This is a genomic window from Mesorhizobium xinjiangense (assembly GCF_009749525.1).
Classification (GTDB): Bacteria; Pseudomonadota; Alphaproteobacteria; order Rhizobiales; family Rhizobiaceae; genus Mangrovimarina; species Mangrovimarina xinjiangensis.
Genome location: NZ_WOAC01000013.1, coordinates 93,007 through 115,406, shown reverse-complemented (window position 1 = coordinate 115,406; position 22,400 = coordinate 93,007). Strand labels below are relative to the sequence as shown.

The window sequence follows — 22,400 nt, the reverse complement described above, 5'->3', positions numbered from 1 at the left end:
TTGCCGCGAGGCGGTCATTGCTATGGCCGCAGAATGATCTTCATGCCTTCGCGACGCTCTACCAGGCCAAGCGCCTGTTCGAACTCCTCGAAGAGCAGTTGGTGCGTCACAAGTTTCATGATGGCCGGTGCCAGCGCCGGCAACAGCCGCATCATCAAACACCAGGTCGGATCGTTGTAGCCGCGCGAGCCGATCAGTTCGAGTTCCTTAAGCACGGCCGGCGTGGTCACGAAGGTTGCCGGCCCGTGGCATAGGCCGACGAGACCGACCCGCCCAGCCTTGCCCGCAAGGCCCAGAGCCTGTTCGACGACGGCGGCGTCGCCGCTGGTTTCATAGACCACGTCCGCGCCGGCCAGGGCCACCCTGCGCAGCGCCGCGATCGGATCGGCTTCGCTCACATCGACCGCGATCATGCCGAGCGACCGCGCCAGGTCGAGCCGTGCGCGGTCGGCCGCTACGCCCGTAATCAGAACGTCCGACGCCCCGGCGTGCAGGGCGAGTTTGCCGGAAAGCAGGCCGATCGGCCCGACGCCGATCACCGCCACAACGTTGCCGCTGCAAACCGGCGCACGCTCGAACACCGCATGAACGGCGACCGCCAGAGGCTCCAGAAGCGGCGCAATCGCCGCATCAACGGAGTCGGGAAGACGATAAACCTGCTTCGCCGACACACTGATCCATTCGGCCCAGCCGCCGTCGATGTGGGCCGCCCATCAACCGGCGATCGTCGAAAAGCGTCGGCCGCCCAAGACCGCAATAGCGGCACTTGCCGCAGGCGATCTGTGGGTTGACGGCAACGACGTTGCCTTTCCTGAGCGCACTGCCCGCAGGCGCTTCCTCCACCGTTCCCGAAAACTCGTGTCCCACCACCACTGGGGAGGCGGGGGCATACTGGGCGACCACCGCCTCGTGCCATTTCCAGATCGCGACATCCGTGCCGCAGATGCCGGCGGCGGCGATGCGCACCAGAACGTCGCCCTCGACCCGGGCGGGCGCCGGCTTGTCGATGATAGACATGGCCCCGTCACGGGGGCCGAGCTTTGCTATCGCTCGCATGGTTTCCTCCCCTTGCCGCGCCGGACGCGCATCAGTCGCCCGTCTCTGCCAAGCCGACGCTCGAACTGGCGACGGAGATCGGACTGCCCGGTTAGACGTCCTGCGGTACCAGGGCGTGCACGAGCCGGAACGGCTCGTCATGGTCCACCGCCGCCGCGCCGCTCTCGCGCAACGCTTCGCGGCCGAGCACGACCGAGCAGACAGCTTTTAGCGCGGCCTCGTTGTGGCCGGGCACGAGCACGATCCAGTCAGCAGCCGCATCTGCGCCGCGAATCTGCTGTTCCCTGGTGGCAGGCGCCGAAGGCGTTTCCGTCCGCAGCAGATGAGCGCCGGTGACACCGAAGCGTTCGGGCACCTTCGACAAGGCTTGCCGCAGGTATTGCTCAAGCTGGTCCGCACGACCGTCCTCAGGCGAGAGCCTTATCGTGCGCATGAAGGTAGCCAGCCCGCGCCCGTAGCTGGCCGCGACGCGGCACTGGCTGCGCACCATATCGCGATGCAGAGGCATCATCGTCGTGGACCACCGCGTCGGATTGTTCAGCCGCGCGCGATAGGCTTCCGACACGAGCACCTCATAAGCGGTAAGTTCGTAGATGACGAAGAACGCGCCACTGTTTTCGCGCTGCCACCGCGATCCGCGCTCGAAGCCTGGAATCGCCAACCGCTCGGGCAGGTGTTCCTTGGAATGCCATTCGTGGAACTCGCTCAAATGCTCCTCCGCCACGTTCCACCACATGGCAACGGCTGCTTTCCCGAGCAAAGGCATCCGGCTCCTCTCCCAATGTCGACCAATCGTCTCAGCGGCCGAAGAATAAGCAATCTCGGCCTTGCGTCTACATGATTTTTATGGCTTTCATTTTTTGTATATCGTTCATTTTTTAAAAACACAAGGGAAGGGTACGGACATGAGTGGCGCGATCGACAAGACGCTTGGCATCCTCGAATATCTCGCGGCCCGGCCGCAGGGCGCCCAGCTCGTGGACATCGCGACCGAGCTGAACCAATCGCGAAGCGGCTGCCATCGCACCCTCATCGAGCTGACGGGATACGGCTATGTGCGCCAGGGGCAGAAGGGCGACTACAGGCTGACCACCAAGCTGCCGGCGCTCGGGCTGAACTGGCTGAGCAAATCCGGGCTGGTCGATATCGCCCAGCCGGCCCTTCAGCGTCTGGCTGACCGGTCGGGTGAACTGGTGCGGCTGGCCATCGTCGACGGGGAGCGGCTTACGCTTGTCGCCAAGGCGCAGGGACCCAACTCCGGCGTGCTCTATGATCCCGACATGGGCATAGATCTGAAACTCTCGTGCAGCGCGGCCGGTCATGCACTGCTGATGACTATGAGCGACGCGGACGCAGCCGAGGCCGCAAGCCGGCAGGGACTGGGAAGTCCAAAGGAATTTGGACCTCGGACACCGACCACGATTCAGGCGCTGCTCTCGATGCTGCAACGCCATCGCCAGCTGGGTTTCAGCGTCATCAGGGACGTCTATGCGCCAGGGATGAGTTCAATGGCCGCCCCGGTTCGCAGGCGTGGCGAAGGCGTGACGGCTGCGGTCGTGATCGCTGGCCCGTCCATTCGGTTCACAGAGGAGCGAATGCTTGCCTGTGCCACCGATTTACTGTCAACCGCAGGAGAACTCGCACTCCTCGGCAACGCCTCGCCGTTGCTGGACTCGCGGACGGGGGGCACGTGGGGCAATCTCGGCTGATCACTCATTGCCGCCCGCTAGCGTCCTGCGGTTGACAGCGCCGTCGACGGGAGCGGAACAAACTTGGGGGTAACGATTGCATCCGATTATGAGCGCTTTGGCGACAGAACTGGGATGAGCGCGCAATGGCGGTGACGGAGTGGGCAATCTATATTGAGACGAGTCGACCCGACGGGACTCGCGAGCGCTGCGAAATCGGTGCCATCCGCCGCGACCTGTCAGCACCCGTTCCGGACGACCTTGGTCTTCGGCTTGTGGAGGCGAAAGATCTGCTGCTGCAGCTTCAGCTTCGGATGATCGAGGGCCAGATCGAGCAGAGCGCCGCCCTGGATCGCAGATGCTGTCATTGTGGTTTGACGCGTCCTCTTCACGATCGCCGGCAGCGGGTCATCCAAACCCTGTTCGGCACGGTACCTGTACGCCAACCGCGGCTCCGTCCTTGCCCTTGCCGCCGATCCGCGGCCGATACTTCGGGATCTGGCGGGCGATCCAGACGTGTGTCGATGCGAAGGAACGACCGGCGCGGCACTTTGCAGTCGCGCCGAACGTCTCGGTGAGCCGGCCAGACACAATCCGCAACGCTCTCCGAGCTCAAGGTTGGCTCCCCGACCGCGAGGTGATCGTACTCAGCGATGGTGATCCCTCGCTCGTTGGCGCGGTGCGAACAGCAGTACGTGGGTCCGTGACGCACATTCTGGATTGGTTTCACATTTCCATGCGGGTGCGTCATGTCGAGCAGGCGTTGGCAGGCCTGCTCGGATCGGATCTGGAGCACAAGGGTCCGCTGGACTATGCCGCTTTCAACGTCGATCGCCTGCGACACCTGATCTGGAACGGCTATGCCGATGAGGCTCGCCGCACACTGCCTGGCATCAGGCAGATGGCCGCCAACGCCGTGGTCCTGAACGGGCGGCAAGGACGAGTCCGTATTGGGCGTTTTGCACGGCTCGTCCGGGAGCTCGAGACCTACTTGGGGCTGAACACCAGCGCCTTAGTTGACTACGGACGCCGTTATCGAGCCGGCCTGCCCATCTCGACATCACGCGCCGAGTCGACCGTGAATAGCCTTGTGAATACGCGAATGAACAAGCGCCGGCAGATGCGCTGGTCGCCAAAAGGTGCGCACCGCGTGCTGCAGGTCCGCGCTGCTGTGGTCGATGGTCGGCTCTCGGGCGGTCAGCTTCGTCTGACAGGCTGATCACCCCAACGTTTGTTCGGCTCCCCTAATATCAAATTCAGGGGTCATCTCGTCGGTGCCACCCTAGCTAAATCCTTTAGCTGACTGGGAGTTGGATCGCCTGCAATGTATGGTGATTGTTTGGTGCGTTCGGTCATGGCGAGCGGACCAATTTCGGATAACAGCGCTCGCGCCGACCAACGCTTGATGTGGGAGGATGAAATGCGCTTGTGGTCAATTTGCCTGATTGGCGGTCTTTCCGGACTTGGCCTTCCAACCGTTGCGCTAGCAGGCGATATGAATGACGAGGAGTTGATCGAGAATGCAATGTCCGCGGCACCTGATGCGGTGGCGCGTAACGCGACGATCATCGCCTTCGACGAGGAGATGAACGTCAGGACGGTGCGCGAAGGCACCGGTAATTTCACTTGCCTGCCCGACAACCCCGCTTCGCCGGGTAACGACCCGATGTGCCTCGACGCGAACGGGATGGAATGGGCCGAGGCGTGGATGGGCAAGATCCAGCCGCCGGCCGGCAAGGTAGGCTTCGGTTACATGCTGCAAGGTGGATCGGATGCGAGCAATGCAGACCCACATGCGAGCGGACCGGCAGAGGGCGCAGACTGGGTCGACACCGGGCCACACGTGATGATCTTCAATGCCGGCGAGATGGTGCAGGACTACCCAAGCCCAGCGGAAAATCCGGACACGAGCCAACCTTATGTCATGTGGCCGGGCACACCTTACGAGCACCTGATGATCCCGGTGGAGTAGTCGCTTCCGGTGTTGATCGGTGATCTGTGGAACGTCTGCGTTCGACCCATTTGAGACATAGGCCTCGGTGGGTCCAACGTCTTCTGTCGTCGGCAGAACGGTCACAGATCAGCCCTACTCGCTTCCGGCACATGGAGTTTGCGAAACAGGTGAAACGCCCGCTGCGCACGGCGCTCGATCTCCTGCTGCGGGAGTTCATCAATCACGCCGATCACTCGTCTGATCTGAAGATCGCCGATCAGGAGGTGGAAATAGGTCTCCGCTGCCTCCGCCGGGTCGCGGCAGGCAATCAAACCCTCCTGCTGTGCCCGACCCAGCAGTGCGGATAGCAATGGCGCAATCGTCTCCCGGCCGGCATCGGCGATCGCTTTGCCCAGTGTGCCCGTATCGCTGGCATCGCCGGCTGCCGCCCGATTGAGAGCGACAGCTCGCCCTCCGGTTACCAGCGCGAGCAGCGCCGGCCCAAGCCTGGCCAATGCCTCAAGTGGATCGCTTCCCTCCCCGAGTGCCTGTTCCAGCAGGACTTTGGCTTCGCTTGCATTGGCCTCGACCAACGAACGGAACAGGGCCTGCTTGTTGCCATACCATTTGTAGAGCGTCTCATTGGACGCCGACGCCCGCTTGGCAATGGTCAGCAGCGAGGCGCTGTTGTAGCCCGCCTCGCTGAGCACCTCATAGGCGGCCTGCTCGATCCGCGCGCGTCGGGCGGCCTGTTTCGGTGTCATTCGACCCGCTTCCGCAAGAAAGCTTCGACAATGAGGACGGCGGCAGCGACCTCGGCCACGAACACCGCCGGCCAGATCTCACCTATGGCGGGATCGATCCACTTCTGCGGCCCGAAGGAGATGAGGGCAAACGCCGCTGCCAGGATGCTGGCGATCATTCCCTGTCGCGTAGCCGTGGCACCCAGCATCATCGCCGCCGCGGCTATCGCTGTGGATGCGCCCAGAAACGGACCGAGCGCGAAAAGAGAGATCGCCCTGGGCGGATGCGGCGGAGTTTGCGTGTAAAGCGCGGCCAGCATGACGACCTGCAAGATGATGAGTGCAAGCAATGCCGCTTGAGCGCGGGCGTGCGGTCCGGTTGCAGCCATCGGAAGCCTCCTAAACCGTATTTATGTGTACGAAAATTTTTCGTATAGATACGTACGGATTTGTCAAGAGCAGAAGTTATCCCGCCCATAGGTTCAGGACGCATCGACAGATGCCGCTGCGCGCTCAAGTCAGAATCGAACGCGCGTCAGGCGGCAGTGGCCGGAGCGAGCGTTTCCGTGGCACTTTGCCTTGGCTGAACGCTCGCATTGTCAATGAGACGGACGTCGCCCAGCCATGCGGCCACCAGCAGACGCGCGGGGCGCTCCGCTGCCTCGAGCGGCGAAAGGTCGTCTTCGGCCCGCAATTCGAGGTATTCGACCTTTGTATAACCGGCCTGAACAACCGCCTGCCGGGCCTCTGCAAGCACGTTTTCCGTCGATTCTCCCGCCGTCAGCCGCTCTGCGGTCGCGAACAGGATTTCAGCGAGCTTCGGCGCGGCCTGGCGCTCCGCCGCCGAGAGGCGGAGATTGCGCGACGACATCGCCAGACCATCGGCTTCACGCACGGTCGGATAGGCGACAATATCAATGGGTAAGTCGAGGTCACGGGCGAGCCGGCGCACGACGTGCAACTGTTGGAAGTCCTTCTCGCCGAAGAAGGCGAGATCCGCACCCGTCTGTAGAAAAAGCTTCGCGACCACGGTTGCCATGCCGTCGAAATGGCCGGGACGATGCGCGCTGCACAGGCCCTCGCTGACGCCGCTTACCGATACTGTCGTAGCGAAGCCTTCGGGATAGACTTGCGCCCCGTCCGGCGCGTAGAGCATGTGGGCGCCGAGCGGCGCCAGCTTGGCGGCATCCTCATGTTCGGTGCGCGGATAGGCGGCAAGGTCGGCAGCGCTGTTGAACTGTTTTGGGTTGACGAAGAGTGTCACGATCACCCGGTCGGCACGGTCCAATGCTGCGCGCACGAGGCTCAGATGCCCTTCATGCAGAGCGCCCATGGTCGGCACGACAGCGACTGTCAGGCCCGTCTTGCGCCATGCGGCGACGGTCTTGCGCAGTTCCGCGACAGTGCGGACGATGGGTACGCTCATGCGGTTTCTCCTCCTTTGACAGTTTCCGGCGCATCGGCAAAGACATGTTCGGCCGCCGGAAATCGGCGTTCTCTCACCTCCCGCGCATAGGACGCGATTGCTTCTGACGCAGTTTCGCCGAGTTCAGCATAGCGCTTGACGAATTTCGGCCGAAAGTCGCCGAACAGACCCAGCATGTCGTCGACGACGAGAATCTGGCCGTCACAGGCCGGCGAGGCGCCAATGCCGATCGTGGGAATCGCTATCTCCTCCGTGATGCGGCGGGCAAGCGCCTCGGGCACCTTCTCCAGCACGACCGCGAAGGCGCCGGCCTCGGCCACTGCAAAGGCGTCGTGCCGGATGCGTTGTGCGTCCTCGCCCCTGCCTTGGACCTTGTAGCCGCCGAAGGCGTTAACCGCCTGCGGCGTAAGACCAACATGGGCCATCACCGGCACGCCGCGCGCGGCGAGGAAGCGGATCGTAGAGACCATCGCTTCGCCGCCTTCGAGCTTGACTGCTGCGCAGCCAGTCTCCGCCATCACGCGAGCGGCATTGCGGAAGGCTTGTTCGGGGCTTTCCTCATAGGAGCCGAATGGCATGTCGACGACCATCAGCGCATGCTCGAGACCGCGCCGCACGGCCTTACCATGCAGCATCATCATGTCCAGCGTCACACCGATCGTCGACTGCAGGCCGTGCAGCACCATGCCGACACTGTCGCCGACCAGGACGACATCGCAATGCGGATCGACCAGCCTCGCAACTGGGGTGGTATAGGCCGTGAGGCAGACGAGAGGTTTCTCACCCTTGCATGCCGCGACATCTGGCGGGGTGAGAGCCTTGCTTCCTGCCGTTGCGCTCATGACGCCTCTTCCCTTACGTCCGCTGTACCCGCAGGTCCTTTCGCACGGAATTGTGCAGGTGCGAAGGATAAATTGCACTGCACAAGAGCCTGGCCATCGACGCAACGTCCTTTTCGCGATGTCGCGCCGGTGTTCCGGCCAGCCCCTCCTCCTGCTACATGCTGGTGGTGAAACACATCGCCGGCAGGACAACGACGACAGTATGAAGCAGAGCCACGGTAAAGATGAGCGCCACGCGGTGAAGGTCGAGCTGATCGCCGTGGTGGCGGCGGTGGCCGGCGGCCAGCCGGTGGTCCTGACCATCGGGCAAGGGAGCGCCCTGCCCTCCGGCCCGTTCGAACTCGGACACCGCTCCCTCCAAGCGGGGCTCCGCGAATGGGTGGAACAGCAGACAGGACATCCACTTGGTTATATCGAGCAGCTCTACACGTTTGCCGACCGCGACCGCATTTCCGATGAACATGCGCTTCGAGCGATATCGATCAGCTATCTCGGTCTCGCGCGCGAGGACTCCGCCGAAGGCCGACCGAGACGCGACTGGGGAAGCTGGTACGGCTACTTTCCGTGGGAGGACCATCGCGCGGCTCCGCCACCGGCAATCGCCGAGACCCTCACGCCACGGCTGAAGAACTGGGCCGAGAATTCCGGTACAGCTTCCAGGGAGGAGCGCTGGCATCGTGCCGCGCTCGCCTTCGGGCTCGACGGCCGCCCCTGGAACGACGAACTCGTTCTCCAGCGCTATGAACTCCTCTACGAAGCCGGACTGGTAGCCGAGGCGCTGCGCGGCCCCGACAACGCACATGAACCGTCAGCGCTCGGACGAAAGATGGTGGCAGACCATCGCCGCATTCTGGCGACGGGAATCGCCAGGCTTCGCACCAAGATCAAATACCGCCCGGTCGTCTTCGAGCTGATGCCGCCCTTCTTCACGCTGCTGCAGTTGCAGCGCACCGTGGAGGCGCTCGCCGGCCGACTGGTCCATAAGCAGAATTTTCGGCGGCTGATCGAGCAGCAGGAACTGGTGGAAGACACCGGTGAAACCACCACTGAGACCGGCGGACGCCCCGCCAAGCTGTTTCGCTTCCGCCCGGCCGTGCTGATGGAGCGAACTGTCGCAGGTACGAAATTGCCGATCGCGAAGGCTTGACTTTCCTTATGCTCCAATTAAGCATATCTCTATTATACTCGACATGAGCATAATAGGAGAACGGCATGCTCAACGTCCCGAGGCGAACGGACGAACTCTACGACAGGGTAAAGCGCGTGATCCCGCCGGTCGAATGGGAGCTCTTTGCCGACGATGTCGACGCCATTCTTGCGCTGAAGCGGCGGCGCAATGCCGTCATCCTGGCGCACAACTATCAGACGCCGGAGATCTTCCACTGTGTGGCCGACATCGTCGGCGACAGTCTGGCACTCGCCCGCAAGGCCGCCGAAACCGAGGCGGATGTGATCGTGCTCGCCGGCGTGCATTTCATGGCCGAGACGGCGAAGCTGCTCAATCCGGAAAAGACCGTACTGATCCCGGACCTGGAGGCAGGCTGCTCGCTCGCCGAGTCGGTTACGGCCGACGACGTCCGCCTGATGCGGCGGCGCTTTCCGGACGTACCGGTCGTCACCTATGTCAACACATCGGCTGCCGTAAAGGCGGAGTCCGACATCTGCTGCACTTCCGGCAATGCGCGGGCGGTGGTGGAATCGCTGGGCGTACCACGCGTCATCATGCTGCCTGACGAGTATCTGGCGAAGAACATCGCCGCCGAGACGGACGTCGAGATCATCGCCTGGCAGGGTCACTGCGAGGTGCATGAGCGCTTCATGCCCGCCGACATCCGCGAATTGCGCGAGGCCAATCCCGGCGTCATCGTGCTCGCCCATCCCGAATGCCCGCCCGAGGTCGTGGCGGAAGCCGACTTCTCCGGTTCGACCGCGGCCATGTCGGACTATGTCGGTCGAGAAAAACCGCAGCGCGTCGTGCTCATGACGGAATGCTCTATGAGCGACAATGTCGCCGTCGCCCATCCCGACGTCGAATTCGTCCGCCCGTGCAATCTGTGCCCGCACATGAAGCGGATCACGCTTGCCAACATCCGCTCAGCGCTTGAGGGGAACCAGCACGAGGTCACGATCGATCCGGAACTGGCCGGGCGCGCGCGGCGTGCAGTCGAGCGGATGCTCGCCATATGAGCCGCGACTTCGAGGCACTCGCCGGCCGGCCAGTGATCGTCGGCGGCGGACTGGCGGGGCTCATGACGGCGCTGCGTCTGGCGCCCGAGCCCGTGGTGTTGATCTCCAGGGCACCGCTCGGCCACGAAACCTCTAGCCAGCTCGCCCAGGGCGGCATTGCGGCGAGTCTAGGCTCGGATGATGACCCTTCCCTGCATGCCGCCGACACGATTGCGGCCGGCGACGGGCTCTGCGATGCTGAGGTCGTTCGCTATGTCGTGCACGCCGCACCGGCGGCGATCGACGCCCTGATCCGTTTCGGCGTCGACTTCGACCGAAGCGAGGACGGCCGCCCCTCACTCGGTCTGGAGGCGGCGCACAGCCGGCGCCGCATTGTCCACGCCGCCGGTGACGGCACCGGCAGAGAATTGATGCGAGCGCTGACGCAGGCCGTCCGCCGAATGCCCTCGATCACCGTTATCGAAGACCTGGAAGTTCGACGTCTGGCGATGGAGGACGGGGCGGTAGCTGGCCTCGTCGTCGCCACTACCGACAGCGCGGCCTTCCTTACCACCCGCCGCGTCATCATTGCGACCGGTGGCATAGGCGGGCTGTTCTTCGACACAACCAACCCGGAAAGCTCATTCGGGCAGGGGCTGGCGCTCGCCGCACGAGCGGGTGCGGTGCTTGCCGATCTGGAGTTCGTCCAATTCCACCCGACCGCGCTCGATGCATCGTCACGGCCGATGCCGCTGGTCAGCGAGGCCGTGCGTGGCGAAGGCGCCGCCCTGATCGACGAGACGGGCCGTCGCATAGTCGCCGACGTCGCAGGCGCGGAGCTGGCGCCGCGCGACGTGGTGGCGCGTGCCGTGGCGCGGCATCTCGCTAAAGGCCACCGCGTCTATCTCGATGCCCGAGAAAGAACGGGCTCTGCTTTTGCCGTCCGCTTTCCGGCGATCGCCGCCTTCTGCAAGGCCGCGGGCATCGATCCGGCGCGGGAGCCGATCCCTGTCCGCCCCGCCGCCCATTACCATATGGGCGGGATTGCGGTTGATCTCGCCGGCCGCAGCTCTATCGAAGGGCTTTGGGCCTGCGGCGAGGCGGCGTGCACCGGCCTTCACGGCGCCAACCGGCTCGCCAGCAACTCGCTACTGGAAGGGGCCGTGTTCGCGCGAGCCGTTGCCGAAAGCGTCGCCGGCACCCATGCCGGCCGCTCCAGGCCCACGCAGGTTGGCTTCCTGCCGCCAGCAAACCCCGCTCTTGTGCGTCCCATCGTCTCGGCCGCGCTCGGTCTTGTCCGCAATGGTCCGGACCTCACGGATGCCGTGGCCAGCCTCCTTCCGATGGCTGTGAGCGAAGCCCCAGAGGCCGACCCGGCGCTCGTTGCGCTGATGGTCGCCGTGGCAGCCCGGCGGCGGCGCGAGAGCCGCGGCGCCCACTTCCGCAGCGACTTTCCTTCCAAAGCCGCCATTGCGCGCCGCTCGCATTTGACGCTGGAGCAAGCGCTCGAAGCGGCGCAAGAGTCTGCGGTGGAGACCAAGCACATTCTCGTACGGAGCGCCTGACATGACACTGCCACCCCTTCCCTCAATCATAGTCGAGCCCGTCGTCCGTGCCGCTCTCCTGGAGGACCTCGGCCGTGCCGGCGACGTGACGAGCGATGCGATCGTCCCGCCCGATCTCATAACCAGCCTGGTGCTGACAGCGCGGCAGGCGGGCGTTGTTGCCGGGCTCGATGTCGCGGCCCTCACCTTCCGTCTCATCGACCCGTCGATCGAGGTGGAGGTTCGGCGCCCGGACGGAAGCGAGGTCGTGGCCAACGAGACGATCGCCATCGTCCGCGGTCCCGCGCGCGGCCTGCTCACCGCCGAGCGCACGGCCCTTAACTTCCTCTGCCACCTGAGCGGCATCGCCACCGCAACGGCGACTCTGGTGGCGACGGTCTCGGGGCACAAGGCAAGGATCGTCTGCACCCGCAAGACGACGCCCGGCCTGCGAACGCTGGAAAAATATGCCGTGCGTGCTGGCGGCGGCTCGAACCACCGTTTCGGTCTCGACGATGCCATCCTGATCAAGGACAACCACATCGCAATCGCCGGCGGCCTCCAGTCTGCCGTCGAGCGGGCGCGCGCTCATGCCGGGCACATGGTCAAGATTGAAGTCGAAGTCGACACGCTTTCCCAGCTCGAAGAGGTACTGGAGCTCGAAGTCGACGCCGTTTTGCTCGACAACATGGCGCTCGATGACCTCACCTGCGCGGTGGACATGGTGGGCGGCCGCGCCATCACCGAAGCCTCCGGCCGCATCACCGCTGCGACCGCCCCGGCCGTGGCAACGTCTGGAGTCGACTTGATCTCGGTCGGTTGGCTCACCCACAGTGCACCGATCCTCGATATCGGGCTGGATATTGCGGCGACCGGATAGGCAATCGTCATCAACCATAAGCCCCATCTGAAGGCGAGAAGCAGGTGCAGCGGATCTTCTAGGCACGCACGTTCCGGAGCGCCGAGCCTATTCCGTTGGCGTCGCGGATGCTTGCCTCGACCTGTGTGAACGTCGGCATTGTATGTCGGGTTATGATTGAACGCCTTTATCGATCTCTGCGATCAACGTTATGAACACGATCGTTTTCCACGCGCGATCACCATCCTACCGTAACCGCCTACTCTCAGCGAATTTGCGGAACCTTCAGCACTCTACCCGAACACGCGCTTTCCCAACGGGGATGGGCGACCTGAGATATGGGCGACATCGCTTCGCACAGTGTCCTCAGCCGTCCGTTAAAACAGTGCTCCAATTTTCAGGCGATAAACGCCAGCCACGTCCCAAAGTGGCGAGCATCCTCTTCAGGTACGCGATAGCGCCATTATCCGGAGAGTGTCGGAGAGCATAAGCTCTGTATTGCCCTCGTTGCAGGAGGGCAAATCGGGGCCGGTCAGGACATTCGGTGCACTCCAAACAAGGCCCGCTGGCGGAGCGTTTGCGATTTAGGGACCCAAATGGCTGTCAGTCAGTCCCTGTGTTGTGGAGCAAGGATTTCAGGATCTGAGGTAGGCACAGGGCGGCCGCAACCACCTGACCAATGCTGAAGATTATGCCTGCTCCCAGCATCTCGACCTCTGGCATGAACAGTTCCTCGACGAAAAGCGGGATTGCCGACAGGATCGAGAGCGTCGCCGCAACAAGAACGATACGCATTGCATCACTCGAAATCTTCGATGCCCCCACACACCACTATAACAACGCGCCCGTCGCTTGCCAGCATGGCAAGGAGCAAAAAAGAGGCTCGCCCAAAGAGGCCCCTGGCGAGCCGAGACGTGGCCTTGGAGCAAATAGGGTTCAATCTGACAGCCACCGCCAATTCTATCGTCTCAGGGCACGTGAAGTCGCTGCACATTTCGCCAATTTCCGAGACAGAACTTGCAGCCCCCCTAATGAGACGTCGCTGCCGGCGGCAGGTCGACATAGCGCCCGATGGCCCGCAAATGGGCGACGATTTGCAGCAACAGGTGATCACGCTTGCCATAGCGTTCATGGATGCAGCGCAGATGCGGGGCCGCGGCCTTGTCGTCCGTCTCCGGCAAATCGGCATCGCCGATGACATAGTAGGCCTACCCGATCGCGCATATGTCGCAACCGACAGCAATGACGTCCTGAACGAAGGCGGGAATCTCATCCTCCCGCATAAGTCGCCGCGCTGAAGCCATACGCCGAGACTATCATAACGTGCATAGATTTGTCATTGCTACCATCATCGACGCGCCGACCCCCTTTCCGGCGCAATCCAGGGGAAGTCGTGGAAAATGCCTGATAACTTCCCTGTCCACGCAAATTATCAAGGAGACGGGTTCGCACGAAACTGCATGCTCAACCATTCGCTTCACGCTTTGCGCGCCTCACTGCGGCGTAGCCCGTCTTCTCCCTGTTACGGAGCCTGACCTATACTCGGGCCGGGTTCTGGCGGGCTCAATCATCGTGGCCCGCCTCCTATTTTGCGCTGTGGTCTGGATTCCCATCGCCGAAAGGAGTCGGCAGATTGCTGGCGTTCATGATATGCTGGCGCAGGAGCAATGCCGCCATTTCGTTGTCGCCGTCCTCCAGCTTCTTCAGAATTTCGAGATGCTCCCGGCAGTTCGTTTCAACCCTCTCGCGCCCGTGCCGCCACTGGTAGTTGATCAGTCGGCGAAGCTGGTTCTGCCTGCGCACCACGTCCGCGAAATAGCGGTTTCCGGAAGCCTCGGCCAAACCCGCATGAAATTCGGCATTCATCTCGAAGAAACCGATGCTCGAACCGTAGCTCCACTCCGATGCCAGCACGTGTTCGTGACGGCGACGCATGTTCACGGCCCAGGGCTTCGGCAGGGCGAAGCCGGGTTGCAGCAAGGCAGCCGGCTCCACCACGATGCGAAAGGCATAGGCCTCCGCCCTGGCCTTCAGGTCTTGGAGGCTGTCGAGGAATCGCCAGCCGTAGCCCAGCTTTCGCTCGAGCACGCCGAGTGCCGACAACCGTTCGAGTATACGGTTGGCTTCGATACGGCTGAGATCGTAACGCCGCATGATCTGTGTTTCGGTCACGTCGTCCGGGAGGCGCTGCAGGTTCCTGTCCTGTGATATCTGCTGCAGGAGTTCGTCCCGCTCGTGGACGGTATCGCTTGCCGCATCTTCTGCCGGCTTGTGCAGCAACCTCACGCCGCGGTTCTTGAGCCTTTCGATGTAGCCTTCGGCGGCGAGCGCGTCGATGGCGGCGCGTACGGGCGTGCGTGAAACCCTCAATCGTTCGGCGAGTCGGCTTTCCACGATCCGGTCTCCGGGCCGCAGGCCATCCTCGTGAACGAGCCGCCAGATGCCACTGACAAGATCACGTTGCAGACGCGCTCCAGCACTCATCCGGTTTACCTCCTGATTGTTTTATACTACCAATAAGAACAATTCTCAATCGCTTGCCGATGCCCTTCACGGTAGACGCGCAACGCGATGAGTTCAAATGCAAACCCGTTCGCGCGACAAACCTGAAGGCCCTCACAAAATGACAAAACCTACTGCGAGCCCCCTCATCGAAGTCTCCGGCAGCCCGATCGAACGCGGGCGGCAGTATGGTGAGCAGGCACGGGAACGGGTCAAGCGCGGGATCGATCACTACGTGGAACAATTGGCCCGCAAGTCGATCGGATGGGAGCAGGTCGCACGGATTGCCGAGGAGTTCGAACCGACGATCGCCGGCTTCGACCCAGCCTACGTGGAAGAGATGAAAGGGATCGCCGAAGGCGCAAGCGTCGACCCCGCGACCATCGTGTTGCTGAATGCACGCACCGAGATCCTGAAGCTCGCCGAACGTCGCGGCGACGGGATGTCTGCGGACAAGGATGAGCCGGATGGCTGCACCAGCGTCGCGGTGCTGCCGCGAGCCACGCGCGACGGAGACCTGATCCATGCACAGAACTGGGATTGGAAGGCCGAATGCGCGGAGACGACCGTTGTCCTGCGTGTGCGCCGCGACGACGGTCCCGATTTCCTGACCTTCACGGAGGCCGGCGCACTCGCCCGCTGCGGGATGAACGCCGCGGGAGTCTCGATCGCCGCGAATTATCTCGAGAGCGATCGCGATTACCGCAACCTGGCTGTTCCCTTGCCGTTCATTCGCCGCAAGGTCCTCGAGAAAGCCAGGGTCGGCGAGGCCATGCACACCGTCTATACGACGGCCAAATCCTGCGCGAACAACATGATGGTGGCGCATGCGAACGGCGTCGTGATCGATTTCGAATGCGCGCCCGACGAGACCTTCCAAGTGCTGCCCAAAGATGGCCTGCTTTGCCACGCCAATCACTTCGTTAGCCCGGTCGCCTTGTCCAAGCTAAGGGATCGAGGCATCCGCAACATGCCCGACTCCCTCTACCGCGACCTTCGTGTCCGCGAATTGCTGGTACCCCATTTGGGGGCGGTGACCCGCGATCATGTCATCGAGTCGTTGCGCGACGATTTCGAGACGCCGTGGTCCGTATGCCGTCCTCCCCGCCCCAGCATGGTCAACAACCTCACGGCCACCGTCGCCATGGTAGTCATGGAACCGGCCAAGGGTCGCATGTCGGTGGCGATGCTGCCGGCGCTCTATCCCGAGTTCACGACCTACGAACTCGACATGGAAATCGCCGCGCCGGACACGGACCGCGCGCCCGCCACATTCGTGAATTGAGGAGGCCTACTTGGACATCGACATCGCGAGCTACAAGCCGGCGGACCAGTACAAGCTCCTGTCTTCCACAGTCGTTCCTCGGCCGATCGCCCTGATATCCTCCCGCTCGGCGGCGGGCATCGACAACGCCGCTCCCTTCAGCTTCTTCAACATCCTCGGCGAGGCCCCGCCGGTCGTGGCCGTGGGCATCAAGAACAATCCTGACGGGACGATGAAGGACACGGCCGCCAATATCGTCGAGACGCGCGAATTTGTGGTCAACATGGTTGACGAGGCGACCGCCGAGGCGATGAACCAGTGTTCGATCGATTGTCCTCCAGAGGTCAGCGAGGTTGACCTCGCCGGCCTCACGCTGACGGCTAGCAACGTCATCAATCCGCCACGAATCACGGAAAGCCCGGTTTCATTCGAGTGCCGGCTTTTGGAGTGCCTCGGCACCGTACCCGATCGGTGCATCATCATAGGCGAGATCGTCTCGATGCACATCCGCGACGGGCTTCTCGATCCCGAGACGCTGCGTGTCGACATCGAGGCCTACCGCCCCGTCGGTCGCATCTTCGCCTCGCTCTATCTCAGGGCCTCCGACACGTTCGAGATGAAGCGGCCGTTCATGGCCCCGGCTGGCGCAGGATGATCGCCTCCGCCGGCCGCCTCGATGCGTAAAACGCGCGGGCGATCATCGCGCCCGCGCGCTATGAACGACAGAACAGGTCTCCGGTGCCGATGGCGGCGAGCGCGTCGCGGCAGGGTCCGATCCGCACGCCGTCCAGGCTGCGGATCTCTTCCAGGAATCCACGCAGCGCAGCGACGCGGCTTGCGCGGCCGCTGCCGTAGTCCGCGCGCGGGCTGACGGTGATCTGGGCGTAGCATCGTTCCGCGTGGAGTGCGAAGAATTCCTCCCGCCACCACTTCATGAGCTTATCGTGCGTGGCGCGCCTCTCGTAGTGCTCCTGATCGGTCAGCATTTCATGCTGAGGCAGTTCGATCATGCCGGGCGCGCCGTCGTCGTCCAGCCGATAAGGAAAGTCGTCGTCCTGATTGCTGGCGTCGTAGACGTAGCCGAGATCGGCGAGCGCCGAGAGCGTCGCGCGCTCCAGAAGCCCAGTGGGCGCGCGCCACCCCTTCGGAACCGCACCGATCAGGTTGGACAAGATCTCGTGCGTGCGCGCCAGGAGCGCGGCTTCGTCTTCCCCACCGACATAATCCTCATGGGCGAAGCCGTGCGCCGCGATCTCGTGTCCCGCAGCGGCGATCGCTTGCACCAGTTCGGGATGCTCGAGGGCCTCGGAGCCCGGCACGAACACCGTCGCCTTCAGTCCGAGATCGTCGAACATCGAGAACAGGCGCTCGGCGCCCGTGGACGCCATGTAGCGACCATGGGCCTTGCCGCCGAAATGCTTGGCGGCATCTTCACCATGCTTGCGGCGGTCGACGCTCATACCCTGCAGGTTGACGGTGAGCGAAACGTGACATGTGCGATTCTCATTGCCGGGCATCTGGCGCGCCCTCCTTCCTCCAGTCGCGCTGCCATTGCGCCTCATGCGCGAGGCACCAGCGAGCGAGTTCCTCGAGCGTGACGAAGGTCACGTCCCCGCTGTCCTGCATGTGACGGACGAGATTGCGCACGACATTGGCCCTGGCGGGCGATCCCGAACCGTATCCCACACGCGGATGCACTGTCAGATCGAAGAATCCGCCTTCGGTGCGGATCGCTTCCCATTCCTCGATCCAATGCTTGAGCACTGCGGAAGGCGGCGTGTAGCTGACCCGGTAAAACGGATAATCGTCCAGGCTGGACACGTTGTTGGGAAGAGTCATCAGCCGGCGGGGCGTGTCGCGGGGTACGTCGGCCATGAAGGGCAGGTCGTAGTCCTTCTCACTGGAATCGTAGATGTAACCCAGCTCCAGAAGGGTACGCATAGTCTGTTCGTTCTTGCTGCCGCCGGGCGAGCGCCAGCCGAGGGGCGGTTTGCCGATCAGGGGCGTCAGGATGTCATGGCTCTTGCGCAGGAGTTCGGGCTCGGCCTCGCCGGGATCCCAGCCTTCGTGGAGATAGCCGTGCGCGGCGACCTCATGCCCCCGCGCGACGATCTCGCGGACGAGATCCGGGTGCTGCTCGGCATCGTATCCAGGCACGAAATACGTCGCTTTGATGCCGAGCTCGTCGCACATGTCGAGATAGCGCGGCACGCCGCATTTGGCAGAGTAGCGGCCGTGGGAGTTGCGACCGAGCGGCGTCTCCTTGCGGCCGACCTCGCGGCAATCACCGTCGAAATCGACGGTGATTGTGGCCACACATTTCCTGCCTCCGGGCCAGGCGTGAACGCGCTCCCTGGGAGCGGATGTCAATGGCGCGCTCATTCTTCGACCGTCACGCCCCAGTAGCGCGGCTTGCGGCCGGCCCAGACTTCATAGCCCTGGACCTTGTCCGAATAGGCCGAAGTCGCCTGCGAGCTCGCCCACACGAGCATCGGGGCATCCTCCGCATAAAGTGTCTGGATCTCATCGTAAATCGCCTGGCGCTCGCCGATCGGTGCCGCGATCAGCCGGTCGACCAGCTCGCGCGCTTGCGGGTTGTCCCAGATCTTGGAGGCGGTGGTCGCCTTGGGGCCGGTCACGCGGTCGAGGATGAGCGCCGGATCGAGCGTAGGCGCATAGTTCCACGTCATCATCTGATAGTCGCCGCTGTAGTAGTTCGGGAGCTGCGTTGCGAAGTCGATCACTTCCAGACGCGAGCGAATGCCGGCGGCCTCGAGATAGGCCTGCGCCATGACGCCCGTCTCGTACATGACGGAGTAGTTCTTGTTGGTGGTGATGACGATCTCCGTCCCATCGTAGTCGGCCGCCTCCAGAAGCGCGGCAACCTCCTGCGGATCATAGGACAGGGCTTCGGATCCGGCCTCATCGAAGAACTGCGAGGAGACCGGGATGACCGACGCGCTCGGCGTCGCGTAGCCCATCGCGATGGCGTCGACCATCCCCTTCCGGTCCAGGGCACGGTTCACAGCCTTGCGCAACGCCGGATCGGTAAGGGGCCCTTTGGAGGTCTGGAAGGCGAAGGTGCTGATCGAGGGGATATTCACCGAATCGACGGAGATGCTGTCGAGACCGTCCAGCTCTTCGGCATAGGACAGTGCGATGGCTGGCCAAACGTCGATCTCGCCGGCGCGCAGCGCCGAGTAGTTGGCGGCGGGATCGGGGATGATGAGGAAGGTGATCTTGTCGAGAAGCGCTTCCTTCTTGCCGGCATACCCGTCGGCCGGCTCCTCGCGCGGGCTGTAGTCCTCGAAGCGGGTCAGCACGATGTCCTGGTTGCTACGACGGCTTTCGATCATGTAGGGGCCGGTCCCTATCGGCTTTTGAGGCGTGTCGGTCGAGGTGATTGCCTCGGCCATGATGCCGCCCTCGCCGCAGTCGGCGCGCGCCATCTGCGTCAGCAGCGCAGGCGCCGCCTCCACCAGCGTGAACGTGACTTCGAGCTCGCCGGAGGCTTCGACACTAGCGATTTCGACGGGGCCGGACCCGTCGAAGTATTGACGGCAGGACCAGCCGCGCTCGGGTTCGAGAAGGTAGTTCCAGGATTTCGCGACGGCTTCCGCGGTCAGGGGCGTGCCGTCATGGAAGGTCACGCCTTCGCGCAGCTTGAACGTGTAGGAGCGGCCGTCTTCGGAGACCTGCGGAAGGTCCTTGGCAAGCATCGGTGCGACTTCGCCGTTCTCCTTCCAGGTGACAAGTCCTTCATAGACGTGCTGCTGCACCGTCAGCGTGCTGTCGTCGGTACTGCCGGCCGGTATGACGGCGCGCATGTCGCCCGCCAAGCCCGATACGAGCTCGGCCGCTATCACATTGCCGCCGATCATGAGCGCGGCAGCAACCGTTCCGAAAATGCAAGGCAATCTATTCATTTACCGGTTCCTCTCTTTTTTCGTTCCCTCTGGTTTCCGATGGTCGCGCAAGCATGGGCGAGGCGGCGAGAAGTCGCCGCGTATATTCGTGTTGCGGGTTCTCGAACACCGCGTCGCACGGCCCCTCTTCGACAATCGTGCCGTTCTCCATCACGATGATGCGCTGTGCGACCTGCTGGACCGCGGCGAGATCGTGCGAGATAAAGATGCAGGCAAAGCCTCGTTCGCGCTGCAGCCGTTCAAAGAGTTCGAGCACCTGTTTCTGGATCGTCATGTCCAGCGCCGAGATCGGCTCGTCGGCCACGATTACGTCAGGCTGGCTGACGATCGCACGGGCGATTGCCACGCGCTGCCGCTGCCCGCCCGACAATTCGTGCGGATAGCGTCGTCTATAATCGGCCAGGCCGACCTCGCTGAGCACCTGCTCGGTGCGCTCGCGCCGCTGCCGGGCCGACAGTCCGCGTTCATGGCGCAGGGCCTCCGCCACGATCGCGCCCACGCGCATGCGCGGGTCCAGCGAGGAGAAAGGGTCCTGGAACACGATCTGGCATTTGCGGCGGAAATCGCCGAGCTGCCGATCCGCCCGCCGCGCGACGTCCTGCCCGTTGTAGAGGATCTGCCCGGCGTCGATGTCCTGCAGGCGCAGCATCGCGCGGCCAAGCGTCGTCTTTCCCGAACCGCTGCCGCCCACCACCGCGACGATCTCACCCGGCGCGATCGCGAGGCTCACATCGCGCAGCACCTGCTTACGCGGTCGGCGCGCCCATAAGGCCGTGCCCTGATCATAGGACAGGACGACATTGCGCGCTTCGAGGATCGATGGGCGACCGTCGTGTGAGAGCTGTGGCTGATGGGGGTCGCGTGTGGGAACCGACTCGATCAGCCGGCGAGTGTATTCGCGCTGCGGATTGTCGAGGATGTCGCGGGTCGGGCCTGCCTCCACGACCTCGCCCTGCTTGAGAACGACGACGTAGTCGGCATATTTCGCGACGAGACCCAGATTGTGCGTGATCAGGAGGACCGACGTCCCAACATCGCGAGTCAGGTCCATCATCGTCTCAAGCACTTCGAGCTGACTGAGCGTGTCGAGCGCGGTCGTCGGCTCGTCCGCGATGAGCAGGTCGGGGCGCAGCAGCATCACGGAGGCCAGCATGATGCGCTGTCGCATGCCTCCGGAGAACTGGTGAGGGTAGGCCGCGAGGCATGCTTCGGGGTCGGAAATTTGAATCCGTCGCAGCATCGCGATGGATCTTTCGCGGATTTCGGCGGGCGAGAGCGAGGTATGAAGGCGCATAGCCTCGGCCATCTGTCGGCCGATCCGCATCGCCGGATTCAGCGAGACCAGCGGTTCCTGGAAAACCATGCCGATCTTCTCGCCGCGCAGCGCGCGCATGCGCCGCTGCGACAGGGACAGGATGGAGGTACCGTGGTAGAGGATGTCGCCGCTGGTCGGCCGGATGACATCCGGCAGGAGCCGCAATACGGCCCGGCCGATCATCGTCTTGCCGCTTCCGGACTCGCCGACCAGCGCGACCACCTGGCCGGGGTGCACGTCGAAGCTCACACCCTTGATGAGTTCGGAGCCACGCATGCCGATGCGAATGTCGCTCACTGACAGCGTCGGCTGTGGTGCGTTGAAAATCATCTCACATCCTGGGATCGAGCCAGTCGCGCAGCGCGTCGCCCAGCAGGTTTATGGAAAGCAGGGTGAGTGCGATGAAGCCACCGGGAATGATGGACATCCATGGCGCGGTGCTGAGATGCGGGCGCGCCGCCGACAACATGTTGCCCCATGTTGCGGCGGGCGGCGGCACGCCCAGACCGAGGAAGCTCAGCGCGCTCTCCGCAAGGATGACCCAGCCGAACAACGATGTCGCGAGCACAGCGATCGGCGCGAACGAATTGGGCAGGACGTGGCGCAGCATGGTGAACACCGATCCGTTGCCCAGCGCGCGCGACGCCTCGACGAACTCCTTCTGCCGCAAAGACAACACGGTGCCGCGCACGATTCGGATCACCTTCGGCGTATAGGCGATGCCCAGCGCGATGATGATCCCGTATTTGCTCGGCCCGATGATGGCGACGATGCCGAGTGCCAGCAGAATGCCCGGGAAGGCCAGAAGCGCATCGTTGAGAAGCATGGCGATGCGATCGAACCAGCCGCGGTAGAAGCCGGTCAGCAGACCGATCGCCGAACCGCAAATGACGGCGAAGGCCACCGTCAGGAACGCCACGGAAAGGCTCGTCCAGGCTCCCGTCATGATGCGGCTCAGTATGTCGCGGCCGAATTCGTCGGTCCCGAACAGGTGCCCCGGTATCGGACCCGACAGTCGGTTGATCGGGTCGATCGCGACGGGGCTCGCTGGTGTCCAGACCAGCGCCAGCAGCGCCATTCCCAGGACCACGGAGCCGAGTATGCCACCGAAAATGAGGTTGAGGCGTGCGAACATG

Annotated in this window: 25 protein-coding genes; 10 read left to right on the top strand and 15 right to left on the bottom strand. The window is 63.3% G+C overall.

Going from position 1 to position 22,400, the window contains the following annotated elements; translation table 11 throughout:
- Positions 1 to 20 precede the first annotated feature (20 nt).
- The 3 genes from GM909_RS14860 to GM909_RS14850 all read right to left on the bottom strand — a co-directional run bounded on the left by GM909_RS14860 (position 21) and on the right by GM909_RS14850 (position 1,822).
- Entirely contained in the window at positions 21 to 671 is a 651-nt protein-coding gene (locus tag GM909_RS14860) for a zinc-dependent alcohol dehydrogenase (protein WP_198174264.1), read from the bottom strand.
- A complete protein-coding gene (locus tag GM909_RS14855; protein ID WP_198174263.1) occupies positions 631 to 1,056 on the bottom strand; it encodes an alcohol dehydrogenase catalytic domain-containing protein in 426 nt (141 codons plus the stop codon). Before GM909_RS14855 ends, GM909_RS14860 begins: the two co-directional genes overlap by 41 nt.
- Positions 1,057 to 1,147: 91 nt before the next feature.
- Positions 1,148 to 1,822: a hypothetical protein gene (locus tag GM909_RS14850; RefSeq protein WP_157017181.1), complete on the bottom strand. Its 675-nt coding sequence runs from the start codon at positions 1,820 to 1,822 to the stop codon at positions 1,148 to 1,150.
- A 139-nt stretch (positions 1,823 to 1,961) separates the two neighbouring features.
- On the opposite strand from GM909_RS14850, the gene GM909_RS14845 reads away from it, so the two are divergent.
- Entirely contained in the window at positions 1,962 to 2,765 is an 804-nt protein-coding gene (locus GM909_RS14845; protein WP_157017179.1) for an IclR family transcriptional regulator, read from the top strand.
- Positions 2,766 to 2,983: 218 nt separating this feature from the next.
- Here GM909_RS14845 and GM909_RS26290 read toward each other — a convergent pair whose 3' ends face one another.
- The gene (locus GM909_RS26290; protein ID WP_268890776.1) at positions 2,984 to 3,112 is read right to left on the bottom strand and encodes a hypothetical protein; all 129 of its coding nucleotides are present in this window, start codon (positions 3,110 to 3,112) and stop codon (positions 2,984 to 2,986) included.
- A gap of 335 nt (positions 3,113 to 3,447) precedes the next feature.
- On the opposite strand from GM909_RS26290, the gene GM909_RS14840 reads away from it, so the two are divergent.
- Together GM909_RS14840 and GM909_RS14835 are read left to right on the top strand one after the other, a co-directional pair.
- Positions 3,448 to 3,963 carry a hypothetical protein gene (locus tag GM909_RS14840; protein WP_157017177.1) on the top strand — a complete coding sequence of 172 codons (516 nt, stop codon included), beginning with the start codon at positions 3,448 to 3,450 and terminating at the stop codon, positions 3,961 to 3,963.
- A 135-nt stretch (positions 3,964 to 4,098) separates the two neighbouring features.
- Positions 4,099 to 4,716: a hypothetical protein gene (locus tag GM909_RS14835; RefSeq protein WP_235911908.1), complete on the top strand. Its 618-nt coding sequence runs from the start codon at positions 4,099 to 4,101 to the stop codon at positions 4,714 to 4,716.
- A gap of 101 nt (positions 4,717 to 4,817) precedes the next feature.
- Here the strand turns inward: GM909_RS14835 and GM909_RS14830 are convergent, their stop codons facing one another.
- The 4 genes from GM909_RS14830 to panB form a co-directional block, all read right to left on the bottom strand.
- Entirely contained in the window at positions 4,818 to 5,441 is a 624-nt protein-coding gene (locus GM909_RS14830; protein ID WP_157017175.1) for a TetR/AcrR family transcriptional regulator, read from the bottom strand.
- Entirely contained in the window at positions 5,438 to 5,809 is a 372-nt protein-coding gene (locus GM909_RS14825; protein WP_157017173.1) for a hypothetical protein, read from the bottom strand. Before GM909_RS14825 ends, GM909_RS14830 begins: the two co-directional genes overlap by 4 nt.
- Positions 5,810 to 5,955: 146 nt before the next feature.
- Positions 5,956 to 6,846, bottom strand: a complete 891-nt coding sequence (gene panC / locus GM909_RS14820) for a pantoate--beta-alanine ligase (RefSeq protein ID WP_157017171.1) — start codon at positions 6,844 to 6,846, stop codon at positions 5,956 to 5,958.
- Positions 6,843 to 7,688: a 3-methyl-2-oxobutanoate hydroxymethyltransferase gene (panB, locus tag GM909_RS14815; RefSeq protein ID WP_157017169.1), complete on the bottom strand. Its 846-nt coding sequence runs from the start codon at positions 7,686 to 7,688 to the stop codon at positions 6,843 to 6,845. Before panB ends, panC begins: the two co-directional genes overlap by 4 nt.
- A 202-nt stretch (positions 7,689 to 7,890) precedes the next feature.
- On the opposite strand from panB, the gene GM909_RS14810 reads away from it, so the two are divergent.
- The 4 genes from GM909_RS14810 to nadC all read left to right on the top strand — a co-directional run bounded on the left by GM909_RS14810 (position 7,891) and on the right by nadC (position 12,278).
- Positions 7,891 to 8,835, top strand: coding sequence for an NUDIX hydrolase (locus GM909_RS14810; protein ID WP_157017167.1), 945 nt, complete (start codon positions 7,891 to 7,893; stop codon positions 8,833 to 8,835).
- 65 nt (positions 8,836 to 8,900) lie between these two features.
- Positions 8,901 to 9,875, top strand: a complete 975-nt coding sequence (gene nadA / locus GM909_RS14805; RefSeq protein ID WP_157017165.1) for a quinolinate synthase NadA — start codon at positions 8,901 to 8,903, stop codon at positions 9,873 to 9,875.
- A complete protein-coding gene (locus GM909_RS14800; protein ID WP_157017163.1) occupies positions 9,872 to 11,419 on the top strand; it encodes an L-aspartate oxidase in 1,548 nt (515 codons plus the stop codon). Before nadA ends, GM909_RS14800 begins: the two co-directional genes overlap by 4 nt.
- Position 11,420: 1 nt before the next feature.
- A complete protein-coding gene (gene nadC / locus GM909_RS14795) occupies positions 11,421 to 12,278 on the top strand; it encodes a carboxylating nicotinate-nucleotide diphosphorylase (RefSeq protein WP_157017162.1) in 858 nt (285 codons plus the stop codon).
- Between the two features lie 582 nt (positions 12,279 to 12,860).
- On the opposite strand, the gene GM909_RS14790 is transcribed toward nadC, so the two are convergent.
- Positions 12,861 to 13,052 carry a hypothetical protein gene (locus GM909_RS14790; protein ID WP_157017161.1) on the bottom strand — a complete coding sequence of 64 codons (192 nt, stop codon included), beginning with the start codon at positions 13,050 to 13,052 and terminating at the stop codon, positions 12,861 to 12,863.
- Positions 13,053 to 13,339: 287 nt separating this feature from the next.
- Between GM909_RS14790 and GM909_RS26390 the strand changes: the two genes are divergently transcribed.
- Positions 13,340 to 13,555, top strand: coding sequence for a hypothetical protein (locus GM909_RS26390; protein WP_198174262.1), 216 nt, complete (start codon positions 13,340 to 13,342; stop codon positions 13,553 to 13,555).
- Between the two features lie 286 nt (positions 13,556 to 13,841).
- Here the strand turns inward: GM909_RS26390 and GM909_RS14780 are convergent, their stop codons facing one another.
- Positions 13,842 to 14,741 (bottom strand): GntR family transcriptional regulator, encoded by a 900-nt coding sequence (locus tag GM909_RS14780; RefSeq protein WP_157017160.1) that lies wholly within the window; start codon positions 14,739 to 14,741, stop codon positions 13,842 to 13,844.
- A 139-nt stretch (positions 14,742 to 14,880) separates the two neighbouring features.
- Here GM909_RS14780 and GM909_RS14775 point away from each other — a divergent pair, with 139 nt between their 5' ends.
- Both GM909_RS14775 and GM909_RS14770 read left to right on the top strand, forming a co-directional pair.
- Entirely contained in the window at positions 14,881 to 16,044 is a 1,164-nt protein-coding gene (locus GM909_RS14775; protein WP_157017159.1) for a C45 family autoproteolytic acyltransferase/hydolase, read from the top strand.
- A gap of 10 nt (positions 16,045 to 16,054) precedes the next feature.
- Positions 16,055 to 16,678 carry a flavin reductase family protein gene (locus GM909_RS14770; RefSeq protein ID WP_157017158.1) on the top strand — a complete coding sequence of 208 codons (624 nt, stop codon included), beginning with the start codon at positions 16,055 to 16,057 and terminating at the stop codon, positions 16,676 to 16,678.
- A 58-nt stretch (positions 16,679 to 16,736) separates the two neighbouring features.
- Here GM909_RS14770 and GM909_RS14765 read toward each other — a convergent pair whose 3' ends face one another.
- The 5 genes from GM909_RS14765 to GM909_RS14745 all read right to left on the bottom strand — a co-directional run bounded on the left by GM909_RS14765 (position 16,737) and on the right by GM909_RS14745 (position 22,399).
- Positions 16,737 to 17,540, bottom strand: coding sequence for a polysaccharide deacetylase family protein (locus tag GM909_RS14765; protein WP_157017157.1), 804 nt, complete (start codon positions 17,538 to 17,540; stop codon positions 16,737 to 16,739).
- A complete protein-coding gene (locus tag GM909_RS14760; protein ID WP_235911907.1) occupies positions 17,527 to 18,339 on the bottom strand; it encodes a polysaccharide deacetylase family protein in 813 nt (270 codons plus the stop codon). Before GM909_RS14760 ends, GM909_RS14765 begins: the two co-directional genes overlap by 14 nt.
- A 62-nt stretch (positions 18,340 to 18,401) precedes the next feature.
- Positions 18,402 to 19,949, bottom strand: a complete 1,548-nt coding sequence (locus GM909_RS14755) for an ABC transporter substrate-binding protein (protein WP_157017155.1) — start codon at positions 19,947 to 19,949, stop codon at positions 18,402 to 18,404.
- A complete protein-coding gene (locus tag GM909_RS14750) occupies positions 19,942 to 21,594 on the bottom strand; it encodes an ABC transporter ATP-binding protein (protein WP_157017154.1) in 1,653 nt (550 codons plus the stop codon). Before GM909_RS14750 ends, GM909_RS14755 begins: the two co-directional genes overlap by 8 nt.
- A gap of 1 nt (position 21,595) precedes the next feature.
- Positions 21,596 to 22,399, bottom strand: coding sequence for an ABC transporter permease (locus tag GM909_RS14745; RefSeq protein ID WP_157017153.1), 804 nt, complete (start codon positions 22,397 to 22,399; stop codon positions 21,596 to 21,598).
- Between the last annotated feature and the right edge of the window lies 1 nt (position 22,400).

What these genes read in the sequence shown, in the direction of transcription:
- GM909_RS14855 (WP_198174263.1), bottom strand. Translation starts at nt 1,056, where the DNA reads ATGCGAGCGATAGCAAAGCTCGGCCCCCGTGACGGGGCCATGTCTATC.
- GM909_RS14850 (WP_157017181.1), bottom strand. Translation starts at nt 1,822, where the DNA reads ATGCCTTTGCTCGGGAAAGCAGCCGTTGCCATGTGGTGGAACGTGGCG.
- GM909_RS14845 (WP_157017179.1), top strand. Translation starts at nt 1,962, where the DNA reads ATGAGTGGCGCGATCGACAAGACGCTTGGCATCCTCGAATATCTCGCG.
- GM909_RS26290 (WP_268890776.1), bottom strand. Translation starts at nt 3,112, where the DNA reads ATGACAGCATCTGCGATCCAGGGCGGCGCTCTGCTCGATCTGGCCCTC.
- GM909_RS14835 (WP_235911908.1), top strand. Translation starts at nt 4,099, where the DNA reads ATGGCGAGCGGACCAATTTCGGATAACAGCGCTCGCGCCGACCAACGC.
- GM909_RS14830 (WP_157017175.1), bottom strand. Translation starts at nt 5,441, where the DNA reads ATGACACCGAAACAGGCCGCCCGACGCGCGCGGATCGAGCAGGCCGCC.
- GM909_RS14825 (WP_157017173.1), bottom strand. Translation starts at nt 5,809, where the DNA reads ATGGCTGCAACCGGACCGCACGCCCGCGCTCAAGCGGCATTGCTTGCA.
- panC (WP_157017171.1), bottom strand. Translation starts at nt 6,846, where the DNA reads ATGAGCGTACCCATCGTCCGCACTGTCGCGGAACTGCGCAAGACCGTC.
- panB (WP_157017169.1), bottom strand. Translation starts at nt 7,688, where the DNA reads ATGAGCGCAACGGCAGGAAGCAAGGCTCTCACCCCGCCAGATGTCGCG.
- GM909_RS14810 (WP_157017167.1), top strand. Translation starts at nt 7,891, where the DNA reads ATGAAGCAGAGCCACGGTAAAGATGAGCGCCACGCGGTGAAGGTCGAG.
- nadA (WP_157017165.1), top strand. Translation starts at nt 8,901, where the DNA reads ATGCTCAACGTCCCGAGGCGAACGGACGAACTCTACGACAGGGTAAAG.
- GM909_RS14800 (WP_157017163.1), top strand. Translation starts at nt 9,872, where the DNA reads ATGAGCCGCGACTTCGAGGCACTCGCCGGCCGGCCAGTGATCGTCGGC.
- nadC (WP_157017162.1), top strand. Translation starts at nt 11,421, where the DNA reads ATGACACTGCCACCCCTTCCCTCAATCATAGTCGAGCCCGTCGTCCGT.
- GM909_RS14790 (WP_157017161.1), bottom strand. Translation starts at nt 13,052, where the DNA reads ATGCGTATCGTTCTTGTTGCGGCGACGCTCTCGATCCTGTCGGCAATC.
- GM909_RS26390 (WP_198174262.1), top strand. Translation starts at nt 13,340, where the DNA reads ATGGGCGACGATTTGCAGCAACAGGTGATCACGCTTGCCATAGCGTTC.
- GM909_RS14780 (WP_157017160.1), bottom strand. Translation starts at nt 14,741, where the DNA reads ATGAGTGCTGGAGCGCGTCTGCAACGTGATCTTGTCAGTGGCATCTGG.
- GM909_RS14775 (WP_157017159.1), top strand. Translation starts at nt 14,881, where the DNA reads ATGACAAAACCTACTGCGAGCCCCCTCATCGAAGTCTCCGGCAGCCCG.
- GM909_RS14765 (WP_157017157.1), bottom strand. Translation starts at nt 17,540, where the DNA reads ATGCCCGGCAATGAGAATCGCACATGTCACGTTTCGCTCACCGTCAAC.
- GM909_RS14755 (WP_157017155.1), bottom strand. Translation starts at nt 19,949, where the DNA reads ATGAATAGATTGCCTTGCATTTTCGGAACGGTTGCTGCCGCGCTCATG.
- GM909_RS14750 (WP_157017154.1), bottom strand. Translation starts at nt 21,594, where the DNA reads ATGATTTTCAACGCACCACAGCCGACGCTGTCAGTGAGCGACATTCGC.
- GM909_RS14745 (WP_157017153.1), bottom strand. Translation starts at nt 22,399, where the DNA reads ATGTTCGCACGCCTCAACCTCATTTTCGGTGGCATACTCGGCTCCGTG.